The sequence below is a fragment of the Flavobacterium sp. N502536 genome (genome assembly GCF_025947345.1).
Lineage (GTDB): Bacteria > Bacteroidota > Bacteroidia > Flavobacteriales > Flavobacteriaceae > Flavobacterium.
In genome coordinates this window covers 1,642,060-1,668,461 of sequence record NZ_CP110011.1, presented here as the reverse complement: position 1 = coordinate 1,668,461, position 26,402 = coordinate 1,642,060, and the positions used below count along the sequence as shown (strand labels likewise).

General features: G+C 36.5%; 27 protein-coding genes. 14 read left to right on the top strand and 13 right to left on the bottom strand.

Going from position 1 to position 26,402, the window contains the following annotated elements; genetic code table 11:
* Positions 1 to 48 precede the first annotated feature (48 nt).
* From OLM61_RS07490 to hemA, 10 genes are all read right to left on the bottom strand, one after another.
* On the bottom strand, positions 49 to 951 hold the full coding sequence (locus OLM61_RS07490) for a fructose bisphosphate aldolase (protein ID WP_264525764.1): 903 nt from the start codon (positions 949 to 951) through the stop codon (positions 49 to 51).
* A 261-nt stretch (positions 952 to 1,212) separates the two neighbouring features.
* Positions 1,213 to 2,154: a DUF4421 domain-containing protein gene (locus tag OLM61_RS07485; protein ID WP_264525763.1), complete on the bottom strand. Its 942-nt coding sequence runs from the start codon at positions 2,152 to 2,154 to the stop codon at positions 1,213 to 1,215.
* 428 nt (positions 2,155 to 2,582) lie between these two features.
* Positions 2,583 to 3,050 carry an IS200/IS605 family transposase gene (gene tnpA, locus OLM61_RS07480; protein WP_264525762.1) on the bottom strand — a complete coding sequence of 156 codons (468 nt, stop codon included), beginning with the start codon at positions 3,048 to 3,050 and terminating at the stop codon, positions 2,583 to 2,585.
* Between the two features lie 121 nt (positions 3,051 to 3,171).
* A complete protein-coding gene (gene hemF / locus OLM61_RS07475) occupies positions 3,172 to 4,083 on the bottom strand; it encodes an oxygen-dependent coproporphyrinogen oxidase (protein ID WP_264525761.1) in 912 nt (303 codons plus the stop codon).
* Positions 4,073 to 4,624, bottom strand: a complete 552-nt coding sequence (locus OLM61_RS07470) for a GNAT family N-acetyltransferase (protein WP_264525760.1) — start codon at positions 4,622 to 4,624, stop codon at positions 4,073 to 4,075. The genes hemF and OLM61_RS07470 overlap by 11 nt, the downstream gene beginning before the upstream one ends.
* Positions 4,624 to 5,004 (bottom strand): hypothetical protein, encoded by a 381-nt coding sequence (locus OLM61_RS07465; RefSeq protein WP_264525759.1) that lies wholly within the window; start codon positions 5,002 to 5,004, stop codon positions 4,624 to 4,626. The genes OLM61_RS07470 and OLM61_RS07465 overlap by 1 nt, the downstream gene beginning before the upstream one ends.
* Positions 5,005 to 5,091: 87 nt before the next feature.
* Positions 5,092 to 6,117, bottom strand: coding sequence for a uroporphyrinogen decarboxylase (gene hemE, locus OLM61_RS07460; RefSeq protein WP_264525758.1), 1,026 nt, complete (start codon positions 6,115 to 6,117; stop codon positions 5,092 to 5,094).
* A gap of 58 nt (positions 6,118 to 6,175) precedes the next feature.
* The gene (locus tag OLM61_RS07455) at positions 6,176 to 6,841 is read right to left on the bottom strand and encodes a uroporphyrinogen-III synthase (protein ID WP_264525757.1); all 666 of its coding nucleotides are present in this window, start codon (positions 6,839 to 6,841) and stop codon (positions 6,176 to 6,178) included.
* Entirely contained in the window at positions 6,841 to 7,764 is a 924-nt protein-coding gene (gene hemC / locus OLM61_RS07450) for a hydroxymethylbilane synthase (protein WP_264525756.1), read from the bottom strand. Before hemC ends, OLM61_RS07455 begins: the two co-directional genes overlap by 1 nt.
* A gap of 198 nt (positions 7,765 to 7,962) precedes the next feature.
* The gene (hemA, locus tag OLM61_RS07445; RefSeq protein ID WP_264525755.1) at positions 7,963 to 9,213 is read right to left on the bottom strand and encodes a glutamyl-tRNA reductase; all 1,251 of its coding nucleotides are present in this window, start codon (positions 9,211 to 9,213) and stop codon (positions 7,963 to 7,965) included.
* A 227-nt stretch (positions 9,214 to 9,440) separates the two neighbouring features.
* On the opposite strand from hemA, the gene OLM61_RS07440 reads away from it, so the two are divergent.
* The 8 genes from OLM61_RS07440 to OLM61_RS07405 all read left to right on the top strand — a co-directional run bounded on the left by OLM61_RS07440 (position 9,441) and on the right by OLM61_RS07405 (position 16,074).
* Positions 9,441 to 10,313 (top strand): AraC family transcriptional regulator, encoded by an 873-nt coding sequence (locus OLM61_RS07440; RefSeq protein WP_173964474.1) that lies wholly within the window; start codon positions 9,441 to 9,443, stop codon positions 10,311 to 10,313.
* Positions 10,313 to 10,855 (top strand): hypothetical protein, encoded by a 543-nt coding sequence (locus OLM61_RS07435; protein WP_264525754.1) that lies wholly within the window; start codon positions 10,313 to 10,315, stop codon positions 10,853 to 10,855. Before OLM61_RS07440 ends, OLM61_RS07435 begins: the two co-directional genes overlap by 1 nt.
* Positions 10,856 to 11,008: 153 nt before the next feature.
* Positions 11,009 to 12,022, top strand: a complete 1,014-nt coding sequence (hemH, locus tag OLM61_RS07430; protein WP_264525753.1) for a ferrochelatase — start codon at positions 11,009 to 11,011, stop codon at positions 12,020 to 12,022.
* 79 nt (positions 12,023 to 12,101) lie between these two features.
* Positions 12,102 to 12,650, top strand: a complete 549-nt coding sequence (locus OLM61_RS07425; RefSeq protein WP_264526369.1) for a CopD family protein — start codon at positions 12,102 to 12,104, stop codon at positions 12,648 to 12,650.
* 169 nt (positions 12,651 to 12,819) lie between these two features.
* Positions 12,820 to 14,235 (top strand): ATP-binding protein, encoded by a 1,416-nt coding sequence (locus OLM61_RS07420; RefSeq protein WP_264526368.1) that lies wholly within the window; start codon positions 12,820 to 12,822, stop codon positions 14,233 to 14,235.
* Positions 14,236 to 14,245: 10 nt separating this feature from the next.
* Positions 14,246 to 15,028: an enoyl-CoA hydratase/isomerase family protein gene (locus OLM61_RS07415; protein ID WP_264525752.1), complete on the top strand. Its 783-nt coding sequence runs from the start codon at positions 14,246 to 14,248 to the stop codon at positions 15,026 to 15,028.
* Between the two features lie 148 nt (positions 15,029 to 15,176).
* The gene (locus OLM61_RS07410; RefSeq protein WP_264525751.1) at positions 15,177 to 15,575 is read left to right on the top strand and encodes a hypothetical protein; all 399 of its coding nucleotides are present in this window, start codon (positions 15,177 to 15,179) and stop codon (positions 15,573 to 15,575) included.
* Positions 15,576 to 15,585: 10 nt separating this feature from the next.
* Positions 15,586 to 16,074 (top strand): DinB family protein, encoded by a 489-nt coding sequence (locus OLM61_RS07405; RefSeq protein WP_264525750.1) that lies wholly within the window; start codon positions 15,586 to 15,588, stop codon positions 16,072 to 16,074.
* Positions 16,075 to 16,370: 296 nt separating this feature from the next.
* On the opposite strand, the gene OLM61_RS07400 is transcribed toward OLM61_RS07405, so the two are convergent.
* The 3 genes from OLM61_RS07400 to OLM61_RS07390 form a co-directional block, all read right to left on the bottom strand.
* Complete coding sequence (locus tag OLM61_RS07400; RefSeq protein ID WP_264525749.1) at positions 16,371 to 17,024, bottom strand: metal-dependent transcriptional regulator; 654 nt, start codon at positions 17,022 to 17,024, stop codon at positions 16,371 to 16,373.
* A 99-nt stretch (positions 17,025 to 17,123) separates the two neighbouring features.
* Positions 17,124 to 18,992: an Nramp family divalent metal transporter gene (locus tag OLM61_RS07395; RefSeq protein ID WP_264525748.1), complete on the bottom strand. Its 1,869-nt coding sequence runs from the start codon at positions 18,990 to 18,992 to the stop codon at positions 17,124 to 17,126.
* 74 nt (positions 18,993 to 19,066) lie between these two features.
* Positions 19,067 to 19,459: a Fur family transcriptional regulator gene (locus tag OLM61_RS07390; RefSeq protein ID WP_264525747.1), complete on the bottom strand. Its 393-nt coding sequence runs from the start codon at positions 19,457 to 19,459 to the stop codon at positions 19,067 to 19,069.
* A 94-nt stretch (positions 19,460 to 19,553) separates the two neighbouring features.
* Here OLM61_RS07390 and OLM61_RS07385 point away from each other — a divergent pair, with 94 nt between their 5' ends.
* From OLM61_RS07385 to OLM61_RS07360, 6 genes are all read left to right on the top strand, one after another.
* Entirely contained in the window at positions 19,554 to 19,901 is a 348-nt protein-coding gene (locus tag OLM61_RS07385; RefSeq protein ID WP_264525746.1) for a MerC domain-containing protein, read from the top strand.
* A 2-nt stretch (positions 19,902 to 19,903) separates the two neighbouring features.
* Entirely contained in the window at positions 19,904 to 21,109 is a 1,206-nt protein-coding gene (locus OLM61_RS07380) for a GTP-binding protein (protein WP_264525745.1), read from the top strand.
* A gap of 12 nt (positions 21,110 to 21,121) precedes the next feature.
* Positions 21,122 to 22,033: an NAD(P)/FAD-dependent oxidoreductase gene (locus OLM61_RS07375; protein WP_264525744.1), complete on the top strand. Its 912-nt coding sequence runs from the start codon at positions 21,122 to 21,124 to the stop codon at positions 22,031 to 22,033.
* Positions 22,034 to 22,299: 266 nt separating this feature from the next.
* Positions 22,300 to 24,561, top strand: a complete 2,262-nt coding sequence (locus OLM61_RS07370) for a TonB-dependent receptor (protein WP_264525743.1) — start codon at positions 22,300 to 22,302, stop codon at positions 24,559 to 24,561.
* A gap of 168 nt (positions 24,562 to 24,729) precedes the next feature.
* Complete coding sequence (locus OLM61_RS07365; RefSeq protein WP_264525742.1) at positions 24,730 to 25,194, top strand: thioredoxin family protein; 465 nt, start codon at positions 24,730 to 24,732, stop codon at positions 25,192 to 25,194.
* Between the two features lie 18 nt (positions 25,195 to 25,212).
* Complete coding sequence (locus tag OLM61_RS07360; protein WP_264526367.1) at positions 25,213 to 26,400, top strand: lycopene cyclase family protein; 1,188 nt, start codon at positions 25,213 to 25,215, stop codon at positions 26,398 to 26,400.
* Positions 26,401 to 26,402 lie beyond the last annotated feature (2 nt).

Here is a 26,402-nt window from a genome sequence, read left to right as displayed (position 1 = left end):
AAAGTCCCCGAAAGATCTTTCGGGGACTTTTTTTATAGTATAATTTGATCAGATCGATGCGGCATAGATGCCTTGAATTGATTTTTCGAGTTTCGAATTAAAATCTTCATCAGACTGACCAAACGTTAATCCTTCCGACAAGGCACGGGAGAAGCTCGCGATCAATCCGTGATTTTGTGCCAGTTTTTGATTGGCTTCTTCCTGTGCATAACCACCGGACAGCGCCACCACCCGCACAACATGCGGATCGGACATTAATTCTTTGTAAAAATCATTTACGGTTGGAATAGAAAGTTTTAGCATCACTTTTACTTCTTTATCCAGTGCATTGAGTTGTCTGATGATTTCTGCTTTAAGAATTTGCTCTGATTTTTCTTTATCAGGACTGTAAATGTCTACTTCGGGTTCAATAATAGGCACGAGTCCTTTTTTAAATATCTGAAGGCCTACCGCAAATTGTTGCTCGACTACTTCGCGAATTCCACTGGCATTAGCTTCTTTGATCACAGAGCGCATCTTAGTTCCAAAAACATTTCGTTCAACGGCACGGGTTAACAATTCGTCTAAATTAGAAATGGGTTTCATCAGCTGTACTCCATTGGCAAGATCGGCCAAGCCTTTGTCTACTTTTAAAAAGGGAACGATGTTTTTCTTTTCCCACAAATAATCGGAAGTATAAAGCTCATCGATTTTGCGGTCCATCGTATTTTCAAATAAAATAGCGCCCAGAATATACTCACTGTTAAACGCGGGACTTTTAATAATGCGGGTTCTCATCTCATGCACAAGAGTGTACATTTCTTCCTCAGTCGAGTAACTGTTTTCCTCGACACCATATTGCGCTAAGGCTTTTGGTGTACTTCCGCCACTTTGATCTAAAGCGGCGATAAATCCTTTTCCGGTCTGCATGCGATTCAATTGTGTGGTATTCAAAGCCTCTCTGTTTTCCATAATAATGATTTTAGTATAAATTATTGATATTGAATCAGTTGGGGTGATCCATTTTAATACACAGTAATATAGATTTGTTTTTTGTTGATGATGCCCAACGAAGAATGTCATAAAGTTAAAGAAAAACAGCTAAACTGATGGCTGGTTTTTGAGTAACTATTTTTTATTTCAGAGGTGTAAAACCTGTCAAATTAATGATAATAGGCAACGGCTACTGTTGCGTATTTTGCTGCCATTTTTTCCAGACCATTCGGGAAGGTATTAAAGCCCGGTTTTCTGATTGATTTTTTCGTAGATCTCTTTTACTTTCTTTGGAGGATCAAAGCGGTAGCCAAGACTTAGCTTTAAAGTTGAAATGTTATCGTTTAGTAAGGCTTCGGTATTATTGCTCTGAATGAAATTAACCGTGTTTACATTGACAAAACCAAAAAAGCGATCTCTATTATAGGCAAGCTTTAAATTAAAGTCTAATTGGAGCAAAGTAGAGGTTACTTTATCAATATTGTTAATTCCTGCTCCAAGTGCAACTCCTGCTCCAATTAAAACGTGATCACTTATCACAAGATTGTAAAAGTAGGAGGGGGCTAGCGAAAAAACGTAAATTTCGCCATCTGAAGAGTCTGGGCTATTGTTCAGATTGATATTGGTGTAATAAAATGAAAAAGTCGGAATGAAACTTCCTGAGCTTTTGGTCTGCCATTCGTTTTGGTTGACCAATGTTTTATAGGAGAAATTATCATTAAAAACATAGGATGTTGTTCCTCCAATTTTGGTGGTACGCATACGAGGATATGCGGTCTGAAAGTCTTTGTCACCAATATAAAACCCTCTTTGATTGATAAAGGTGAAGGATTGCATCCACTTTTTTAAGTAAAACCGGGTGTTGAAGCTGAACAATTTAGAGTCTGAATTGTCTTTGTTTACCGTGAAAAATTTCGGTGCAAAGCCAAAACTGATGTCTACAAATTTGTAACTTAAACTCACCCCCAGTTGCTCTCGTCGATTGGGACTCAATTCAAAAGTTCTTTTCTCTCCCTCAGATTCAGAACCAATCTGAAAATTATTTGAAGTATCTAAATAGTAAAAACCAGCAGTGATTTTATCATCATAAGATTTAAAATAGGGATTGCGCAGGGAGTCATTTTGAGCAAAACACCCAAAAAGACTTCCGAAGAACACTATATAAATCAGTTTTAGATTCATTTATTAAATAATGCATTATGTGTCACTCCTCCGGAGTTTAAAAACTAAATCTACAAAAAAATCTAGAAATATATCGTCCCTTTGGGACTTTGGGAGGGATCATTAAAAAAATCGTTTATGGGTTTGTGCTAGTTCGTTTTAGGCTTATTTGTTAAATAATGCAATTTTGTGTCATTCCTCCGGAGTTTAAAAACTAAATCTACAAAAAAATCTAGAAATATATTGTCCCTTTGGGACTTTGGGAGGTGTCATTAAAAAATCGTTTGTGGGTTTGTCTCAGTTCGTTTTAGGCTTCTAGTAAATCGGATAGTCTTTTAGAATTTGAGTTCTACTATTTTTAGAAAGCTCCGTAAGGAGCAACATCTTTATAGAAATGTGGGTTTGTATTTTGAATTTTGAACTCCGTAGGAGTGGTATCTTGGTCTCATTCAATCTTCTGTAACATCATCAAATAAATATTCATTTTTAAAATCAACATCAAACAATTTCAAAAAACCAATATATTCCTCTTTGAATGTTCTTGTTTTGTGATGCTCCTCCTGATTTTCAATGTATTTTATAATATTTGTTAGATGTGAATGGCTATACGAAAAGGCTCCAAATCCATTTTGCCATTCAAATTTTCCATTTATCCATTTTTTGTCATTGATGAATTTTGAAGAATTTGCCTTAATATCTCTTACTAAATCCGATATCGACTTGTCCGGTTTTAATCCGATCAAGATGTGAATATGATCCGGCATTCCGTTAATTGTAATCAGTTTTTGTCCTTTATTGCTAACAATGCCGGTGATGTATTTATAGATTTCAGCTTTCCAATTTTTGGAAATTAAGTTTTGCCGGCCCTTAACAGTGAAAACAATATGGATGTACAATTGAGAATAAGTGTTTGCCATAGCAATGGGTTTTTATAGATGTCATCCTTATGGGTTTAAGGGCTAAATCTACAAAAAATATACAAACACTTTGTTGTTTTTGAACGAAATTATTTACAATTTAAAAAGAGTTACAGAAAAACTATTGTGGTGAAACCCAATCAACAGGATTTTCTAACACCTGAACCAATTTTTCCTCAACACTTCCTGCTGCGGCATGGTGATCGTAAACCCACTGTACATGTGGAGGCAAACTCATTAAAATACTTTCAATTCTTCCGTTGGTTTTTAAACCGAACAAGGTGCCTTTGTCGTGCACTAAATTGAATTCGACATATCGACCTCGACGAATTTCCTGCCAGTTCCTGTTTTCTGCGGTATATTCCAGATTTTTTCTTCTTTCTACGATCGGAACATAAGCTTCGAGGAAACTATTACCCACTTCGGTTACAAAATTGTACCAGTCATCCATAGCCATTGTTTCATTTACTTTGCAATAGTCAAAGAACAAACCGCCAATACCACGGGCTTCGTTGCGGTGTGCATTCCAGAAATAAGCATCACATTGTTTTTTGTACTTCGGATAAAATTCGGGATTGTGCTTGTCACAGGCTGTTTTGCAGGTTTGATGAAAATGGATCGCATCTTCTTCAAACAAATAGTAAGGCGTTAAATCCTGACCGCCACCAAACCACTGTTCGATTACTTTTCCGGTTTCATCGTACATTTCAAAGTAACGCCAATTGGCATGAACCGTTGGAGTCATTGGATTTTTTGGGTGAAGGATTAAACTTAATCCACAGGCAAAGAAATCGGCTTCACCTACCTTAAACATTTTTTGCATGGCTTCCGGTAGTTTTCCGTGAACCGCCGAAATGTTGACACCTCCTTTTTCGAAAACGGCACCATTTTCAATAACACGTGTTCTTCCACCACCACCTTCCGGGCGTTTCCAAAGATCTTCACGAAATTTTGCAGTTCCGTCAACAGCTTCTAAACCATTGCAAATCTGATCCTGTAACTTTTGTATGTAAGCGTAAAATTTATCTTTCATGAGTATTGTATTCTGATTTGAGTAATCCAAAGTACACAACATCTTCTAGTGTTCCGTCGCTGTTCTTGAATTCTTCTCTTAATATTCCTTCTTGTTTAAAATGATGTTTTAAAGCAATCTGCTGACTTGCTGTGTTGATTTTTGAAGTACAAATAAATACTTTATTCATGTTTAAAGTATTGAAGCAATAAGCTAAGGTTTCAGAAACTACTTTTGAAGTAATTCCTTTTCCCTGATAATCTTCATCAACAAAATAACCCAACTCACATTTTGAAATGCGATTATCGATGCTTTTTATACACAAATAACCAATTAAAGTATTGGTTTTGTTGTCTCTTGGGTAAAAAAAGTATCCTTCTTTATGATTTTCTTTATCCTGATTATAGGCAATAAACTGTTTTGTTTTTTCAAGATCAGTACAGTAGGAAAGGGTAACGGGAAACGTTTTTTGAATGTGGTTTTTATTCTTTTCGATGAGGGTGAAAAATTCCTCAGGAAGAATATCGGCAATCGTATTTATTTTCCAATCTGTAAAAACCATTATGATTTGTTTTTGGCCGAAGCGATTTTAGTATTTATTCCAAAGGAGAAAACCTTGCTTTCTTGCTGGATATACTGATAAATGGCCAGTGCTTTTCCTAAAAAGTCAAATTGTTTTTCTTGTGATAAATCCACCAAAAGATCTGCAAATTGCTCCTGTTGATCCCAGTCTAAATGACAACGTTGTAACAGAATAATCAAATCTTCTTCAGGAATTTCAATGGTTCTTTCTAAACTTAAGCCAAATCCTTTTAGTTGTTCGTCGATGAGACTTATATCTTCAGCATTCCAAAACTTAGGAACAAAAATTAAGGCACGCAACGTTTTTAGAGTATTCTCTATTCTGATGCTTTCTTCGTCTCTGAGTCCTTTGTTGAGCATGTTTTATTGAGTTTTCGGTCGCAGTCTTCAGTCACAGTCTTCAGTTTGATGTTAGGTAACTAAAAACTGTGACTGCCAAACTGAAAACTAGTTCCCGTATTCTTTAACCGCGTCAATAAACGCTTTAGCGTGATCTACAGGAATATTTGGTAAAATTCCGTGACCTAAATTTACGATATATTTGTCTTTTCCAAATTCGTCGATCATTTCATGAACCATTTTTTTGATGGTTGGAATTGGAGAAAGTAATCTTGAAGGATCAAAATTACCTTGTAAAGTAATGTTTCCACCCGATAAATAACGAGCATTTCTTGGCGTACAAGTCCAGTCTACACCAAGTGCGGAAGCTTTACTTTTGCCCATTTCGCCTAAGGCAAACCAACATCCTTTTCCGAAAACGATAACCGGAGTAACCTCTGCCAAAGCATCTACAATCTGGTTGATGTATTTCCAGGAGAATTCCTGATAATCAACCGGAGAAAGCATTCCTCCCCATGAATCAAAAATCTGAACGGCATCAACTCCTGATTTTACTTTTTCTTTTAAGTATAGAATTGTGGTATCTGTAATTTTTTGTAATAAAGTGTGCGCTGCTACCGGATTTGAAAAACAGAATCCTTTTGCAGTATCAAAACTTTTAGAACCTTTTCCTTCAACGGCATAACAGAAAATGGTCCATGGTGAACCGGCGAAACCAATTAACGGTACTTCGTCGTTCAGCATTTCTTTAGTCAATTTAATAGCATCAAAGACATAACCTAAAGTTTCGTTTACATCCGGAACAATAACCTGATTGACTTGTTCCATTGTACGAATCGGATCAGGAATAATTGGACCTAAATTGTCTTTTAATTCTACGTGAATTCCCATTGCACGCGGAACAACCAAAATATCAGAGAATAGAATCGCAGCATCCGGAGCAATTCTGCGGATGGGCTGAACAGTGATTTCGGCAGCCAGTTCAGGAGTTTCACATCTGGTGAAAAAATCATATTTATCACGCAAAGCTCTAAATTCCGGTAAATATCTTCCGGCTTGACGCATCATCCAAACTGGTGGACGTTGAACAGTTTCTCCTTTTAGTGCTTTTAAAAATAGGTCGTTTTTTAACATAAGGTTTATATTTTAAACCCGACAGGTTTTTAAAACCTGTCGGGTTTGTTTATTGTTGTTATTTATATTCTTGTAAAACATCTTCAATGACATCTTCAACCGTTGTCTGATCTGCAATTATGATGTTTTTGGTAATTTTATGTAAGGCTTCAGCAGTGGTTTCTCCAATGCAAAAGCAGGTTTCCTTTTTAATAGTATTCTCTTTCAGATAACTTTCAACGCCAGAAGGACTATAGAATAGAATAGCATCAACAGCGGTTTTTATTTTTTGAGGTGTCAATGAAGTATCATAAACCTGAATTTCATTGAATTTTATCTCAGCATCTTTTAAAGCCTTTGGTAAAGTTTCTCTACGCAGGTTTCCACTAAAAAAAGTATAGCTTTCACTGCGATAAATTAAAGTAATGATTTCAGCTAAATCAGCAGCATATCCGGTGTAAGCGACAACATTGAATCCGCTTTCAGACAAAAGGATCTTCGTTTTTAATCCGACACAAAATACATTTTTACTTTTCAGTTCTTCCAATTTTGGATGCGATAGGATACTGTGAACCGCATTCTGACTCGTAAAGATTAAATTATCGTTGAGGTCTTTTATTTCGAAAGGTTTATTCTCTGTTTGAATAAAATCAGCCTCAATAACTTCAAGATTTGCGGTTGTTAACGCTTGCTTTTGTTCAGTTGAGAGCTTTTTTGTAGATAATATTTGAATTGATTTACTCATTACTTCTTCAAAGATTCTTTAATAGCCTGCATCAATTCGGTTCCGCCGTTGTTCAGGATTTCCTGAGCAGCAAAGAATCCTAGTTTTTTCCACTCTCCAATTTCAACGGTTTTGTCGATTTCCAGTTTTTGTTTTCCGTCAACCGAAAGTAAAACTCCCTGAAAATGAAGTGTGTCCTCGTCTTCGTTATAACGAACCAAAGCCCCAATTGGTGCTGTACAGCCTCCTTCTAAAGTTCTTAAAAACTGACGTTCGATATAGGTACAAATCTCCGTTTCAATATCGTTTAATTGTGACAGAGCCTCTAAAGCATAATTGTCGTTCTCCATCGCCACAACCATCATTGCTCCTTGTGCCGGTGCGGGAATCATCCAGTCTAAATCGATAAAATTTTCTGGTTTTAAGTTGATGCGCTCCAAACCTGCAGCGGCAAAAACAGCACCGTCCCAGTTGTTGTCCTGTAGTTTTTGCATACGGGTATTTACATTTCCACGTAAATCGACAACAGTGTGATTCGGATATTTGTTGAACCATTGTGCCTGACGACGCAGACTTCCGGTTGCAATTGTACTTGGATTAGCAAAATCAGGATTTCCTTTATGAACTAAAATATCGAGAACATTGGCTCTTTCTAAAACTGCCGCCTGAACAATACCTTTTGGTAAAGCAGTCGGTACATCTTTCATCGAATGAACAGCAATATCTATATCGCCATTTATCATGGCAACATCTAAAGTTTTGGTGAATATTCCTGTAATTCCAAGTTCGTAAAGAGGTTTGTCAAGAATAATATCACCTGTAGATTTTACAGCTATAATCTCGGTTTTATACCCAAGATCGTTTAGTTTTTTCTCGACAGTATGTGCCTGCCAAAGTGCTAATTCGCTATCGCGAGTTCCAATTCTGATTGTTTTTTCTGCCATTTTTGTTTTTTAAATCAAACTCAATAGTTAAGATGATTTGATTATTATTTCTTAAACACATAGAGGCATAGATTAAAAAATGTAGAAAGTCATTTCATTTGTTAATAAACCTCATAGCTATGTGAAAAAATCCAGATTTTCTAATCTTGACTTTATGTTCTCGAATCTATAATAACTATGTTTCTATGTGTTTAAGAATTAAGATGCTTTTATTTTGAAGACTTTTTCGATCCATTCGATGCTTTCATCGACCATGGTATTGTCGTCTTTTAAGTGATTGGCAAAATGAGTAGTGATTTTCTGAATGATACGGTTACTGATAATTTCAGCCTGTTCTTCATTGAAATCAGCAATTTTTCTGCTTTGAAAATCTAATTCCGAGTTTTTAATCGCATTTAGTTTCTCTTTTAAAGCATTAATGGTAGGGGCGAATTTGCGGCCTTTTGTCCAGGTTATAAATTCTTCTTTAACTTCTTCAATAATAGCTTCGGCAGCAGGAATATGAAGTTTTCTGTTTTCCAGCGTTTCATCCGTCAATTGCGACAAATAATCCATATGAATCAAAGTTACACCTTCTAATTCCTCCACGTTTTCATTAACGTTTTTCGGAATGGATAAATCTAAAATCAATAAAGGTTTTTTTAGATTCAGGATTGCTTTGTCTACTGTTGGATTCTGAGCACCCGTTGCAACAACTACCACATCAGCTTTTTGAAGTTCAAGATGTAATTCGGAATAATCCTTAACAATCAGATTTAGTTTTCCGGCTAGTTTCTCTGCCTTGTCTTTGGTACGATTGATTAAGGTGATGTGTTCATTTTTAGTATGTTTTACTAAATTTTCGCAAGTATTTCTACCTATTTTTCCCGTTCCGAAAAGCAGAATGTTTTTGTTTCCAATATCTTCTACATTTTTAAGAATGTATTGTACCGATGCAAAAGAAACCGAAGTGGCTCCCGAACTGATTTCTGTTTCGTTCTTGATTTTTTTACTCGCCTGAATTACGGCGTTTACCAGTCTTTCCAAGAAAGCATTAGCTAAACCAAATGATTTGGAATGGGTAAAACTGGTTTTGATTTGAGAAATAATCTCGAAGTCACCTAAGATCTGACTGTCTAAGCCAGTTCCTACGCGAAACATATGATTAATTGCTTCCTGATTTTTATAAACGAATCCTACTTTTTGAAAAGCATCAACAGATCCGTTACTATTATCGCAAATTAATTTTATTAACTGAAAAGGATGTTCTGCAAAACCGTAAATCTCGGTTCTGTTGCAGGTCGAAGTGACAATTAAACTTTCTATTCCCTCATTTTTAGCTTGTTCCAGCAAACGTGTTTTAGCAACTGCATCCAAACTAAATTGACCTCTGACCTCAGCATCAGCTTTTTTATAACTCAGACCAACTGAATAAAAATAAAGGTGTTTCGGTACGTTATTGTTTTCCATAAATTCACTTTCATAAAAGTGCAACAAAATTATCATTATAGTGTTTACAAAAGTAACGCTAAAAGTACTTTTTGTATCGCTACATGTTTTTTTGTTTCTAAACAACTGTTTTTATGCAAAAAGAAGTATTTTTGTAGCAAAATCAAGTTGTTAGAATTGTTTTGTTTAGAGTGATTCTAAATAACATTTTCCATTTAGGCTAATTTTTGTTTCAAAAAAATATCGCTATGAGTTCTCAGGAAATTATAAAAATCGAAGATGACTTTACGCTGATCCGTTTTCAAAACGACAGTTCAGAGCTCTTTTTGGGGCAGCACGAAGTAGGTAGTGGTCTGATACAGTTTCATTTCGGAATAAAAGGCAATGCTAAATTTTTATTCAATCAGGGTAGTTATGCTTTAGAATTGAAGGAAGAAAAATCGTTGCTTTTGTACAATCCGCAGAAAGAATTACCATTGAATTTAGAACTTTCTCCAAATTCGTGGGTGATTTCAGTAATCGTATCGATCAAAAAATTTCACGCGTTGTTTTCTGCCGAAGCAGATTATATTACTTTTTTAAGTCCTGATAATAAGGACAAAAAATATTATAACGAAGGAAATATTAGTCCCTCTATGGCTATTGTACTGAGCCAGCTGTTTCATTACAACTTGCATCCGTCTATAAAAAACCTTTATTACAAAGGAAAAGGATATGAATTACTCAGCCTGTATTTTAACCGAACCGAAGATCCAAATGCAGAACAATGTCCGTTTTTGATTGATGAGGATAACGTTTTAAAGATAAGACGAGCGAAAGAAATTATCATTGCAAATATGGCTGAACCTCCGGGTTTACAGGAACTGGCCGATGAAATTGGTTTGAATCTGAAGAAACTAAAAATGGGTTTCAAACAAATCTATGGCGATACGGTATATGGATTTTTGTTTGATTATAAAATGGATTTCGCCCGAAAACTGCTCGACAGCGGTTCTTATAACGTAAATGAGGTAGGGCTAAAAATTGGTTACAGCACAGGGAGTCATTTTATAGCGGCATTCAAGAAAAAATTTGCCACCACTCCTAAAAAATACCTGATGTCGATTAATGCGAATGTTTAATGGTTAGAAGATATTCAATAGTTTTATTGCTTTTTTTAATTCTATCTTGTAAATCAAAAGAAGAAAAAATGTTTTTTGATTTTGATAGTGTTGAATATTATTCATTGAATAAAAGCAAAGAAGAAGAAATGGATGATAATCACAGTAAAGGCATTGACAATACTATTGAAGATAAGATTTTTTTCGATGCCTATCCTGAGAAAGTGAATAGTGATGTTTTTAATAAAACAATTAATTCTGATGGGTTTTCTAAATTTGAATTATCTAAAAAAGACGTTGAGTATTTAAGAAATGATATTTTTTTGGAGAAATCTTCTTTAAAGATGTTTGAAAACGTATATGCTTGTGCACCTGAATATAGGGATATTTTGATTTTTAAAAAGAATGAAGAAATCTCAGGAGTTGCCAAAATCTGTCTTTCCTGTCGTCAGTTTTATCTGATTAGTTCTAAAAAGGAAATTAAGACAGATAACTTTGGAACAGAGGAAGAATATAAATCATTGGAAAAACTATTCAGCAAATATAAAAAAGATAAAAACTGATGATGTTTTGAAGCATCAATTTTATAAATAAGAACATAATTAAAAAGTAATAATTATCATATTTCTAAAAAGTTACAAGTCCTACTTTTGACGAAAATTTTAAAAACAAATAAAAAGCTTAAAGCCTAGAGCTTAAAGCCTAAAGCAAAAAACATGAAAGGCGTATTATTAGTAAACTTAGGATCTCCGGAAAGCCCAGAACCAAAAGATGTAAAACCATACTTAGACGAATTTTTAATGGATAAATACGTGATTGATGTCCCGTATTTATTAAGAGCTTTGTTGGTTCGTGGTATTATTTTAAGAAAAAGACCAGAGGAATCAGCACATGCTTATGCGAAAATATGGTGGGATGAGGGTTCTCCTTTGGTTGTACTTTCTGAAAGAATGCAAAAAAAAGTTCAGCCTTTGGTAAATGTACCTGTTGCTTTAGCAATGCGTTACGGAAGCATGACGATCGAAAAAGGACTTCAGGAATTACATGAAAAAGGTGTTACAGAGGTATTGCTTTTCCCTTTATACCCACAATATGCGATGGCTTCGACTTTAACTATTTTAGTAAAGGCAGAAGAAATTCGCAAGAAGAAATTTCCGCAAATGACTTTTACTGATGTTCCTGCGTTTTACAATAAACCGGATTATATCAAGAATCTGGCTGATTCTATTCAGAAACATTTGGTTGGTTTTGATTACGATCATTTATTGTTCTCGTACCACGGAATTCCGGAACGTCATATTCGTAAAACCGATGTAACAAAATCACACTGTAAAATTGACGGATCTTGTTGTAATACACCTTCACCGGCACATGATTTTTGCTACCGTCATCAGTGTTATGAAACAACCAGACAAGTCGTGAAGTTATTAGGGCTTCCTGAAGATAAGTATAGCTTAACTTTTCAGTCACGTTTAGCGGGAGACAAATGGCTGGAGCCTTATACTGATGTTGAAATTGATAAGATGCCAGCAAAAGGAATCAAGAATTTAGCGGTGGTAACACCAGCTTTCGTTTCAGATTGTTTAGAAACTTTAGAGGAAATTGCAATGCGCGCCAAAGAAGATTTTGAAGCAAACGGAGGAGAAGATTTCTTAGCAATTCCGTGTTTGAATGATGATGACGAGTGGTGCCAGACCGTGAGTAACTGGATTAACGATTGGGCGAAATAATATTTGTTTCAGGTTTAAGGTTTCAAGCTATAATCAACTTTAGAAGAAACCTTAAACTTGAAACTTGAAACAAATAATAATGGAATATTACAATTACTTAAAATCACTGCATCTTATATTTGTAATCACTTGGTTTGCAGGTTTGTTTTATATAGTGCGTTTGTTTGTGTATCAAATCGAAGCCAGCGAAAAACCATCTCCTGAAAAAGAAATTTTGCAGGCACAGTACAAAATAATGGCCTATCGTTTGTGGTACATTATTACATGGCCGTCCGCAATTTTAGCAAGTATTTTTGCTTTTTGGATGCTGTTTTTTACCGATTTAGGAAACGCCTGGCTCAAAATGCCATGGATGCATGTAAAATTGTGTTTTGTTTTTCTGCTGTATCTGTATCATTTAAAATGCCATCAGATTTTTAAGCAACTACAGAATGATGAGGTGAAATATTCCAATAACTTCATGCGTTTATGGAATGAAGGTGCTACCATCATACTGTTTGCAGTAGTTTTTTTAGTGGTTTTAAAAAGTGCCATCAACTGGATTTTTGGCGTTATCGGAATTATTTTATTCTCGGTTTTGATCATGCTGGGATTCCGTTTTTATAAAAGAATTAGAGAAAAGAAATAGTTTTCAGTCGCAGTACTAGTTTTCAGTCGCAGTCGCAGTTTTCAGTTTATGCTGAGACTGAATACTGAGACTGAATACTGAGACTGAACACTGAGACTGAATACTAAAAAATATGTTTAACAACTTCAAAATGTCGATGCTTTCCTTGCGTGTCAGGATTTTCCTTTCGATGATTGTATTGATTGTTGTGGCATCGTTTTTATTGGCTTCTATTTCGATTATTCAGTTTAAAAATGAAGCAAAAGAATACCATCAGGAACGTCTCGAGCGTAAAGAAAATGCAGTAAAAGAACACATTAATTATGTGCTTTCCACCACAACCTATCCTTTAAAAACGGCCAATCTGGATCTGATTTTTAAAGATAAAATACACGAACTGGCTCAGATTCATAAAATCGAAATCAACATTTACAGTCTTGACGGGAAATTACTGAAATCCTCAAAGGAGTCTTTCGCTGTCGATAAAGTAGCGCCGCCAATTCCGGAATACATTCTGAAATTAGTGCGGTCTTCGATCGAAAAACGTTTTGTAGACATTAAAACGATTGATGGCGTTAAAAACAGATCTTCTTATAGCTTGATTAAAGATGAAAAGTTCAAGCCTCTTGGAATTTTGAATCTCCCATATTTAGAAGATGACGGGTACTACGACAATGAGCTCAATACCTTTTTGATTCGTCTAAGTCAGGTATATTCCTTTATGCTGATTGTCGCTTTTGGACTGGCTTATTTCTTATCGACTTATATTACAAAGTCGCTTAAAACAATTTCGGATAAACTGGAAGAAACCAATTTAGATCAGAAAAACGAAAAGATTGTTTTAGAAGCGAATAGCAAGGAAGTTAACTTTCTGATCAAGGCTTATAATGGAATGGTCGACAAATTGGAAACCAGTGCCATAAAATTGGCCCAAAGCGAGCGTGAAGAAGCCTGGCGTGAAATGGCAAAACAAGTAGCACACGAAATTAAAAATCCGCTTACGCCGATGCGATTAACGGTGCAGAGTTTTCAACGCAAGTTTGACCCGACCGCGCCGGATGTTAAGCAAAAATTAAACGATTATTCAGAGACCTTAATCCAGCAAATTGATACCATGACCGCTGTGGCTTCGGCATTTTCGAACTTTGCGTCGATGCCGGCACAACAAAACGAAACCTTAAATGTGGTGGAGGTTGTTGAGCTTTCGTTAGATATTTTCAATGAAGATTATATTGTTTTTGAAAGCGAGGAGGAAGAAATTATTTCCAAAATGGACCGTACGCAATTGATACGGGTTATCACCAATCTCGTTAAAAATGCCACACAGGCAATTCCGGAAAGCCAGTTTCATAAATCTATTGTAGTAACCGTAAAACGCCGAAACAATAATGTTGAAATTGCGGTAAAAGATAACGGAATCGGAATTCAGAAACAGGATATTAGTAGAATCTTCGAACCAAAGTTTACTACGAAAACGAGCGGGATGGGGCTAGGACTCGGAATTATCAAAAACATTATCGAAAATTACAAAGGAACAATTACCTTTGAATCAACTTACGGAAAAGGAACCACATTCAGGGTTTCTTTACCGATAACAAACTCATAAATTAAGCATCATGAACTACGAAAATCTTTTAATCTCAATTGAAGAAAAAATAGCAACCGTAACCATCAATAGACCTACCAAATTAAATGCATTAAACAAAGCTACGATCAGCGATTTAAGTAAAGCAGTGAAATTGTTAGGTAAAAATGACGATGTTCGTGTTATCATTATCACCGGAAGTGGCGAGAAAGCATTTGTAGCCGGGGCCGATATTTCAGAATTTGCCAATTATAATATTGTTGAAGGAGCACAGCTGGCTGCAGAGGGTCAGGAAACCTTATTTGATCTTATCGAAAATTTAAAGAAACCTGTAATTGCAGCCGTTAATGGTTTTGCTCTTGGTGGCGGACTAGAACTGGCCATGGCATGTCATTTTAGAGTAGCTTCAGACAATGCAAAAATGGGATTGCCGGAAGTAACTTTAGGATTGATTCCGGGTTACGGAGGAACACAGCGTTTGCCACAGTTAGTAGGGAAAGGCCGTGCAATGGAAATGATTATGACTGCCGCAATGATTTCTGCAGAAGAAGCTAAGCAGTACGGTTTAGTAAATCACGTAGTGCCACAAGCTGAACTTTTAGAATTTACTGGCGGAATTGCTCAGAAAATTATTAAAAATGCACCGTTTGCTATCGCTAAAGCTATAAAATCGATCAATGCGAATTTTGCAGATGGTAAAAATGGTTTTGATACCGAAATAAAATCATTCGGAAAATGTTTCGGAACCCAGGACTTTAAAGAAGGAACAACTGCCTTTTTAGAAAAACGTAAAGCTGAATTTACAGGAAAATAATTTTTTCATAGCCGCAAAGGCCACAAGGGCTTACGTAAGGTTTGCAAAGTTTTTAATTTTACTTGTGCCCTTTGCGTAAATCTTAGCGAACTTTGCGGTTAAAAAAACTTAGAACCTCAGCATCTCAGAACCTTAGAACCTTAAAAAAATGTACGAACCAATATTTGCCCTTTTTTGTGAACGAGTTAAAGAAAGCATCCAGGCCGGAACTTTCGCAAAATTGACTTTGGCCAAAACAATGGGCGATACCGAGATTAAGAATATTTATTTTCGTTTAGTTTTAAATGAAGACAATACCTTCTCTATTTCATTAACGACTCGTTATAAAACGGAAGAAATTGAAAGCATTCATACGCTGGATGAAGCTTTATTGGTTTTAGGATCTTATATCAAAAAGCCATTTCTGACCGCACTTTTGTTTACCACAGTCAACGATGTTACTTTCAAAGTAAATAAAAAGAATGCCGGAAGCATCATTGAACAGGAACCTACTTTTAAGAACGCATCACCGGTTATGCTGGAGATGATTGAGAAAGGGATTGTTTAAAAAGGAAGTTATGGATGAACTTAGAGGAATATTATGGAGACAATTTGGCGCTGTAATAGACATGCTCGAAAGTTCGATTTTAGTTTGTCCTGAACATTTTTGGGACAAAATAGATTTTTGGTATTCTGCTTATCACACTATTTTCTGGATGGATTATTATGCATCTGCAGAGCCGGATACATTTTCTCCTCCTATACCCTTTTCTTTATCAGAGTTTGATCCGCAAGGAATTTTACCCGAAAGAATTTACCGGAAAGAAGAACTACTTGACTATCTGGAGTATTCCCGTAAAAAGGTTTTTTATTTAATTGAGGGATTAAACGAAGAAACCTCAAAAGAAAGATTCATTACCTCAAATAAGAACTACAGTCGGATTGAGATGATTTTGTACAACATGCGGCATGTACAGCATCATATTGGTCAGCTAAATTTGCTGCTGAGACAAAATGTTGATGTTGCTGGAAAATGGGTTTCACAAACCGATAAGACATACGGTTGATTCTATTGTTCCTTTCGAACTTTTGCGTTGTCACGATATGTTCCGTTCCTATGGAACTCTATTGTGTTTTGTGTTTTTGGGTCAACGGATTAAAATCCGTTGCTATAGTATTTATCGTTCCTCCGGAACTTTCCTGAAGCAATGATTAAAAGAGAGCCATAGGCTCGCCCTTTTAATTTTGTAGGGACGGATTTTAATCCGTCCAAATGATAAATTCGCCAAAAGATGGAGAGCCGTAGGCTCGGCACGTTTATGGAGATCTAAAAAATCTTTATCCATTAAAGAATAACAAATCTCTAAACCAGCTTTACAAACAAGTTTGAGGCAATTTTATTCGAAATAGACAATTCCTTTCCATCAACCTTAATTTTAACGGATAAATCGAATGACTCTTTTGATAAGAATTCAATTTTCGACCCCAGAGCAATCCCTTGTTTGTCCAGATACTTTAGGAATTCTGAGGAAGTATCTTTTACACCAACGCAGACTCCGGTTTGATGGTCCGTTAATTCAGAAAGCAATTGTTTCTCGATTTTGACGATTCGTCCATTGGCATCGGGAATTGGGTCTCCGTGCGGATCTTCGGTAGGATTTCCCAGAAAATCATCCAGACGATTAATCAACTGCTCCGATTTGATGTGTTCGAGTTGCTCGGCAATATCATGAACTTCATCCCAGGAAAAATTTAGTTTCTCTACTAAAAACACTTCCCACAAGCGGTGTTTCCGAACAATCATTTTGGCGGCTAGTTTTCCGTTTTCGGTCAATGAAACGCCCTGATACTTTTTGTAATTCACTAAATCTTTCTCAGACAACTTTTTAAGCATATCCGTAACTGATGAAGCTTTGGTTTCCATCATTTCGGCAATAGCATTGGTGCTCACTTCAGCATCGTTCGAAGCCGTAAGATGGTATATGGATTTAAGATAGTTTTCTTCTGAAAAAGTCATTTTTTTTTGAGGTTCTAAGGTTCTAAGGTTCTGAGTTGCTAAGTTAAAAGCATCAAAGAGGAAATCTTAGAAACTTAGCAACTCAGAACCTTAGCGGCTTTATTTAACAATCAACAAAGGTATAGAAATTTTATGTCTCAGTTTATCTACTGTTGTACCAAACAAAATATCTTTTAGACCAGTGTGGCCGTGGGTTCCCATTACCAGAATGTCGAAATTACCAACATTGATGATGTTCGGAATCACACTGTTTGGTTTTCCGAAGCCAAGTTCGGTTTTGATTTTGAAACCTTTTGTGGAAAGCATCTCTTTATACTCTAATAGTAATTTTTCGTCGATGGTCGTTTCATGATCGTCAACATTACCACCGTACATCAAAGCTCCAACAGTTTCTACAATGTGAATTAAGGTGTATTGCGCATCGATTCCGCCCAGTTCAAAGGCATTGTTTAGTGCGGCTTCATCGGCTTTAGAAAAATCGACCGTAATGGCTATATTTTTCTTGCCATAACTTTCCTTTGGCGTATAAACTAATTTTAAATGATGTGGGGAATGATTTTCAATGTTTGATTTTATTCGGGTAACAAAAGGTTTGAATACGATGTAAAGCAGCAGGGCCAGGAATCCAAAAGCAAGCGGAACAACAGTAAACCAGAGTACCGTTGGGTTATTTGAACTTTCGAGCCATGAAGTGATTTCGTCAAATACCAGTTTTGCATTTAAGGTTACAATAATCGAAGCAATAATCCATGCTGCGACCTGTGTTGTTCTGGAAATATGAAATCCTTTCATTTTGGTTTTATCGCTCACAAAATGAATCAGTGGAATAATCGCAAAACCCAGCTGTAGACTTAAAATAACCTGACTAAGGATCAACAGTTTTCCCGTTACGCTCTCGCCATAAATTAAAATCACTATGACAGCAGGCACGATAGCAATAAGTCGTGTTATAATTCTGCGAACCCAAGGCTGGATGCGCAAATTCAAGTAACCTTCCATTACAATTTGTCCAGCCAGGGTTCCGGTTACGGTAGAACTTTGTCCGGCAGCAATTAAGGCCACAGCAAATAAAATTGGAGCCCATTTGGTTCCCAGTAAGGGCTCGAGGAATTTATGTGCATCCTGAATTTCGGCTACTTCAAACATTCCGTTTTTGTAAAAGGTCGCCGCTGCCAGAATTAGTATGGCGGCATTGACAAAAAAGGCAAGGTTCAAGGCGATGGTCGAATCTATAAAGTTGTATTTCAGCGCCTGTTTAATTCCGGCGGGAGTCCTGTCGAACTTTCGGGTTTGTACCAGCGACGAATGCAGGTACAAATTATGAGGCATTACCGTTGCACCAATGATTCCGATAGCGATATACAAAGCAGCAGAACTTGGAATTGAGGGCACGAGACCATAAATAACCTTATCCAGTTCGGGTTCAGCAAAAATCATTTCGAATATAAACGAAAACCCAATGATGGCTACAAGTACAATAATAAAAGCCTCCATTTTTCGGATTCCTTTGTTGATAAGGAATAACAGCAGGAAAGTGTCTAATACCGTGATTAAAACGCCTTCAATCAACGGAATATCAAAAAGGAGATTAATTCCGATCGCCATACCCAGAACTTCGGCAAGATCACAGGCTGCGATGGCAATTTCGGCTAAAAAGTATAAAATGTAATTGATAAATTTAGAATAGGTCTCGCGTGATGCCTGAGCTAAATCTCGCTGTGTCACGATTCCGAGTCTGGCGCTTAAGCTCTGAAGGAGCAGAGCCATTAAATTACTCATCAGTAAAACCCAAAGCAAAGAATATCCAAACTGACTACCTCCGGCGATGTCTGTCGCCCAATTTCCGGGATCCATATACCCCACACTTACGAGGTATGCCGGACCTAAAAACGCTAATATTTTTCTGAAACCTGTTTTTTTATGCTGTGTTGCAACCGATTGATGAACTTCTTCTAAAGATTTGGTCATTGTAAAAATGTTGTTTGAACAAATATAGGGATAAATTATATTCGCACAACAATATTTTTAGACAAGTCTAAAACTTAAATGTTTGAATTCAAACAATTCGGACACAATCCTGACAAGGTGAAGTTTATATCGTTTACCTTATAATTGTGCGGAATAATGTAACTCGGTTTTACATTCTCCAGACAAGTTACCTCTAAACATTTTTCACAGCTAAAATGAGCATGATTGTGAATGTGTACTCGTTGCGCATGATGATGGCATTTGGCATACTTTACCGTTCCGTCAAGGTTTACGATTTTATGTACGATATCATCGTTTACTAAGCGGTCTAATATTCTGTAGATGGTCACGCGATCGCATAAATCCTCCGTTAGTTTGTGAATTTCGGTGTGTGACAGGGCTGTTTTCGATTTGTCAAAAATCTCTAGAACGGCTGTCTTTGCTGCTGTATTTCTTGTTGTTTTCATTTTTAGAGCATTAAAAAATATTAACGCAACAATGTTGCATTTAAAATAAAAGTATATATTTGCAACATAATTGCATTAAGCAAATGTACTGAAAATGAAGAAAACAACGACACCTTTTTACGATATATTAGGAATCTCAAGTGCTACCATTTGTCTGGTTCATTGTCTCGTATTTCCGCTTCTTACGATTTTACCTTTGGGTTTAAGTCACAATCCGTTTATCGATTTGATCTTTGCTTCCATAGGTTTGGTTGCAGTTCTCAAAATTATTAAAAAATCAAGTCTTTTAGTCGCGACAGCTTTAATTTTATCGATGTGCCTCATTTGGATCAGCATACTAAGTGAAATTATACTCGACATTCATTTGGATCTGATTTTTATAGGCGGCATCGGAATGATTGTCGGGCATCTTCTGAATTATAGAAACCATAAACACGCTTAACCATGAAAAAATTACCCGTAACCGTATTAAGCGGATTTCTTGGCGCAGGAAAAACGACACTGCTCAATCATATTCTTCACAACAAAGAAGGATTAAAAGTTGCCGTGATTGTTAATGATATGAGTGAAGTTAATATTGATGCGCAACTCGTAAAGAAGGAACATAGCTTATCGAGAACAGAGGAAAAATTGGTCGAAATGACAAACGGTTGTATTTGCTGTACCCTGCGGGAAGATTTGATGCTTGAAGTCGAAAAACTGGCAAAGGAAAACAGATTTGATTACCTGCTTATTGAAAGTACGGGTATTAGCGAACCCATTCCGGTAGCCCAAACCTTCTCATTTGTCAATGAAGAGGAGAATATTGATTTGTCCAGGTTTAGTTTTATCGATACGATGGTTACTGTTGTGGATAGTTTTAACTTTTTTAAAGATTTCGGTTCCGCTAAAACATTGCAGGAGCAAAACGTATCCAACATTGAAAATGACAATCGAACAATAGTGAATCTTTTGGTAGATCAGGTAGAATTTGCCAATGTTATTATTTTGAACAAAACGGACCTTATTAGTGCTGAATCCTTATTGTTTTTAAAAGCTTTTATCCAAAAACTTAATCCGGTAGCGAAAATAATTACTTCGGTTTTAGGAAAAGTAAATCCCAACGAAATCATGAATACAGCACTGTTCAATTATGAAGAGGCCGAAAACTCAGCCGGCTGGATCAGGGAATTGGAAGGAATTCATACGCCGGAAACGGAGGAGTACGGAATTAATTCGTTTGTGTTCAGAGATCCGCGACCTTTTCATCCCAATCGGTTATGGAATTTTATTACATCCGATTTTCCTGCCAACATCATTCGCAGTAAAGGACTATTGTGGATGGCCTCCCGACCGGAACAAGCGATAAACTGGAGCCAATCCGGTGGATCAATGAAAGCCGAAGGAGCCGGAGTATGGTGGGCAAGTATGCCGCTAAGCGAACGAATGACTTTTAACAATTTTGTTGAATTTCAGGATATTATCGAGGAGCGGTGGACTTCTAATTTTGGTGACAGACTCAACGAATTGGTTTTTATTGGTCAGAAAATAGAAGAGAATGAAATTCTCAGCGAACTGAAAAAGTGTCTTTGTACAGCAGATGAAATTGTAGACTTTCAGGACGGGTTTTTTCCAAAAAACGATCTTTTTCCAATTCCCCGAGCTTTTTAAAAATACTAAATCATGATACACAACACGAATTATGAGGTTATAATTATTGGAGGTAGTTATAGCGGGCTTTCGGCAGCCATGAGTCTGGGACGTTCTTTACGACAGGTTTTGGTGATAGATAGTGGTTTGCCTTGTAACCGACAAACACCACATTCGCATAATTTTATAACACACGATGGGGAGAAACCCGCAGTTATTTCGGCGAAAGCCAAGGTACAGGTAGACTTTTACGATACCGTTCAGTTTTATAACGGATTGGCAATTAGCGCAATTCAAACGGAAAACGGATTTGAGATCAAAACAGAATCCGGAAAAGTGTTTACTTCCGAAAAGGTATTATTCGCCACGGGAATAAGAGACCTTCTGCCTAAAATTGATGGTTTTGCGGACTGTTGGGGAATTTCGATTTTACATTGTCCGTACTGTCATGGCTATGAAGTTAAAAAAGAAAAAACAGCGATCATTGCCAATGGCGATATGGGCTTTGAATATGCAAAACTCATCTCGAACTGGACCACTGATTTAAGAATACTGACGAACGGAAAATCAATCTTTACTTTAGAACAATCCCGAATTTTACAAGAACATAAAATTCAAATTATAGAAGATGAAATTGTGGCTGTAGAGCAGGAAAATGGATATATTCAGCATATTGGTTTTAAAAATCAATCCAAAATTGAAGTGAAAGCGGTTTACTTTAAGTTGCCTTTCGAACAACATTGTCCGCTACCGAAATCTTTAGGCTGCGAATTGACCGAACAAGGGCTGCTGAAAGTAGATGCATTTCAAAAAACCACAGTTCCTGGAGTTTTTGCCAGTGGCGATTGCCATATTCAGGCAAGATCTGTTGCGATGGCTGTTTCTTCAGGATCTTTCGCAGGGGCTTCGATCAATAAAGAACTCATTGACGAATCATTTGTCTGAAATAATTTTTTAGTAAACACATAGAGGCAGCGTTAGTATAGCTTGTCAAAAGGCATTTCATCTTACATGAAGCTATAGAAGCTGTCTCCGTTTGCAAGAACAAAATTTGATTAATCTGCTTTAAAAAGGAAGAGGACTAATTCCGTTTCAATGTCAGTAAAATCCCCATAAAACATTGAATTGAAGTCTGTTTTGAAGTTTTTGACTTTAGAAACACTATTTGTCAAATTTAATTTTTAGTTTTGTCTAAATTTAATTTTATAATAATGAAAAAACTATTTTTAATACTGCTTTTGTTTTGTTTACAGTTTTCATTTGCCCAAGAAACCAATTCTGTTTCCGGGATTATCTCCGCTGACGGCCATCAGGTACAGTTGGCAAATGTGCATTTAGTAGGAACAAAATACAGAACGGTTACGGATAGTTTGGGACATTACAACTTCGAAAAAGTGCCGGTTGGAAATTATACGCTTCAAGTTTCGCTGGTAGGTTTTCAGACCTTAAAAAAGAAGATTGACGTTATGAAGGATGTTGCTCCATCCTATGATTTCGAATTGGACGATACAGACAATCAATTGAACGAAGTGGTTGTTTCGGGAACCTTAAAAGCGGTAAAACGTCTCGAAAGTGCCGTTCCCGTTGAGGTTTATTCGCCTGTTTTTTTTAAGAAGAATCCAACACCCAGCATTTATGAAGCACTTCAGAATATAAACGGAGTCAGACCACAGCTGAATTGCGGAGTTTGTAATACCGGTGACATCCATATCAACGGTTTGGAAGGGCCGTATACTTTGGTTTTAATCGACGGGATGCCCATAGTCAGCAGTCTTTCGACAGTTTATGGTTTGTCCGGAATTCCGAATTCTCTGGTAGAAAGAATAGAAATTGTAAAAGGTCCGGCTTCTTCTCTTTACGGAAGTGAGGCTGTTGGAGGGCTAATCAATATTATTACTAAAAACCCAACGAATGCTCCGGTTTTTTCTGCCGATTATTTCACCACTACCTATTTTGAAAACAATCTTGATTTAGGAATGAAGTTTAATGCCGGAAAAAAAGCGACTTCACTTTTAGGGGTTAATTATTTCAATTACGATCAGGTTATCGATAAAGACAAAGATAATTTTACAGATGTGACACTTTCTAAAAGGATTTCGGTATTTAATAAGTGGAGTTTTCATCGCAATAACAATCGTCTTTTTACCATCGCAGCACGTGGTATGTATGAAGATCGCTGGGGTGGCGACGTTCGTTGGGAGAAAAAATACCGTGGAGGTGATGAAATTTACGGTGAAAGTATTTATACCAAAAGAGGAGAATTAATAGGAAGTTATCAATTGCCTTTTGAAGAGAAACTGATGCTTTCGTTCTCCGGAAACGTGCATTATCAGGACAGCCGCTATGGAACGACCTCGTATATTGCGAATCAAAAAATAGGTTTCCTGCAATTAACCTGGGATAAAAAAATAGGAGCAAATGATTTCCTTGCCGGAATTGCGACCCGATATTCGTATTACAACGACAATACACCGGCAACAAAAGAAGCCGAAAGTACTTGGTTACCGGGGATTTTTGTTCAGGATGAGATCACGTTTTCTCCAAAGAGTCAGGTTTTACTGGGAGCGCGATACGATTATAATTCCATTCATGGTTCTATCTTTACGCCCAGATTCGCCTATCGTTTTAAAGCAAATGATAATACCATCTTCCGATTAAATGCCGGAACCGGATTTAGGGTTGTAAATTTGTTTACAGAAGATCATGCAGCCCTGACAGGATCACGCGATGTTGTGCTTCAGAATGATTTAAAACCGGAGAAATCGGTCAACGTAAATTTGAATTATATTCAAAAAATAAACTTTGACAGCGGTGTTTTTATCGGAATTGAAACAACCGCTTTTTATACCCGCTTCAGCAATAAAATCATTTCAGATTATGAAACCGATCCCAATAAAATCATTTACGATAATATTGATGGTTATGCTATCAGTCAGGGAATCAGTACGAATGTCGATGTTAACTTCACCAATAGTTTAAAGTTTATTCTCGGAGCGACTGTTTTAGACAATAAAAATGTTCAGGACGGAATTTCGCAAAGACCTTTTTTAACCGAAAGATTTACCGGAACCTGGAGCGTATCCTATAAAATTGAACCCTGGAATTTATTACTGGATTATACTGGAAATGTTTACAGCCCAATGAAATTGCCTTTATTGAACGAATACGATCCGAGAAATCCAAACTCGCCATGGTACAGCATTCAAAACATACAATTTAGTTATTCGGGCTGGAAGAATTTCGAGCTTTACGGAGGAGTGAAAAACCTATTGAACTTTACTCCAAAGCAGAATAATCCGTTTTTGATTTCGAGAACCAATGATCCGTTTGATAAAAATGTGCAGTACGATTCGGCGGGTAAAGTACTGGTTACACCAGACAATCCGTATGGTTTGACTTTTGATACCACTTATGTTTACGGGCAAAATCAAACGATTCGTGGCTTTTTGGGATTGCGATATACTTTTAGGTAAATTTATGATTACTCCCAATAAGCTATTGGGATCGCAGAGGAAAAAGGTTAGTAGTTTTGTTTTTTTGCCACGAATTCACGAATTATCACTTTTTTAGACAAAGATTTACAATTTAATTCGTGGCAAAAGAGAAATCCTTTATAATCTGTGGCAAAAAAAAACAAAACAATGAAAAAGCTGTTTTTACTTATTTTCTTCTTCGGAATCACTTCAACAGGATTTTGCCAGCTGAAGGGAAGTACTTTTGAGGAAGTAGATCGTTTGCAGCAAATTCAAAAACGGAAAATCATTGTTTTTATTCATACCGATTGGTGCCAGTATTGCCAAAGAATGAAATCGACAACCTTCAAGAATCAGGAAATCATCGATAAACTCAATTCCGATTTCTATTTCATCGATTTTAATGCCGAAGAAAAACGAGACATTAGTTTTAATAATCAGGTTTTTAAATACAAACCTACGGGTAACAAGGTTGGTGTTCATGAACTGGCTTTGCAGCTCGGGACACTAAAGGAACAGATTGTATATCCGGTTTTATGTGTTTTGAATGAGAAGAATGAGATCGTTCTGCAGTACAGTAATTACCTTAATCCTACCGATTTTAAAGTGATTTTAGAAAAGCTGCAAGAATAAAATTTCTTATTTTTGAAAATGAATTCTTCGCAAATTAAACACTTCGACTACATTTTTACCGGAACAGGTTTAGCGGCTTTGATGACCGTTTACAAAATGGCATTGTCGGGGAACTTCTCAGACAAATCAATTTTAGTATTGGATCAGGATGCGAAAAAAACAAATGACCGAACCTGGTGTTTTTGGGCCGATCATAAAACGATCTGGAATCCGATTGTTGCCAAAAAATGGGACTCTGCTTTGTTTGCCGACGGAAATTTTAAACGTGATTTCAATCTGAACCCTTATCAATACAGCCAAATTCGGGGACTAGACTTTTACAATTTTGTTTTTGACGAACTTGCAAAACATTCCAATGTTACTTTTTTAAACGAAAAAGTAACCAATATCAACGAGCTTGAAACTCATGTTTTTATTGGAACAGAAGAAAACAGGTACACCTGTAATCAGCTGTTCAATAGTATTTACACTTCATCATTTGCATTAAGTCAAACGAAGTATCCTGTTTTACAGCAGCATTTTACAGGCTGGTTTGTGAAATCTGAAAAAGAAGTCTTCAATCCGGAGCAAGCTACTTTTATGGATTTTTCGGTTGAACAAAAACACAACACACGTTTTATGTATGTTTTGCCGGTTTCAAAAACCGAAGCCCTGGTAGAATATACCTTGTTTTCGGAGTATTTGCTTTCTAAGGAAGAATACGAAAATGAGATTCAGATTTACCTGGAGAAGTTAGGAGTTTATTCCTACCAAATTCTGGATAAAGAGCAGGGGAGTATTTCCATGACCGCCTATCCGTTTTGGAAGAAAAATACCAAACGCGTTTTGAATATTGGAACTGCCGGGGGCTGGACGAAAGCAAGCACGGGTTATACTTTTAGAAATTCGGATAAAAAATCAGCTGAATTAGTGGCCTTTCTGAGTTCTTCAACGTCGCTCAAAATGAGTGCATTTCATAAAAAAAGCAGATTCTGGTTTTACGATTTATTGCTTTTGGATATTCTTTATCGCCATAATGAATTGGGGAGCCGTATTTTTTCGTCCTTATTTAAAAAAGGAAGTCCCCCTTTGATTTTTAAATTCTTAGACGAAGAAACCACCTTGTTAGAGGATGTTAAAGTTATTTTAAAGTGTCCCAAAATGCCGTTTATAAAAGCGTTATTTAGAGTGATTTTTCTTCCAAATAAATTCAACTTAAACCAATAACC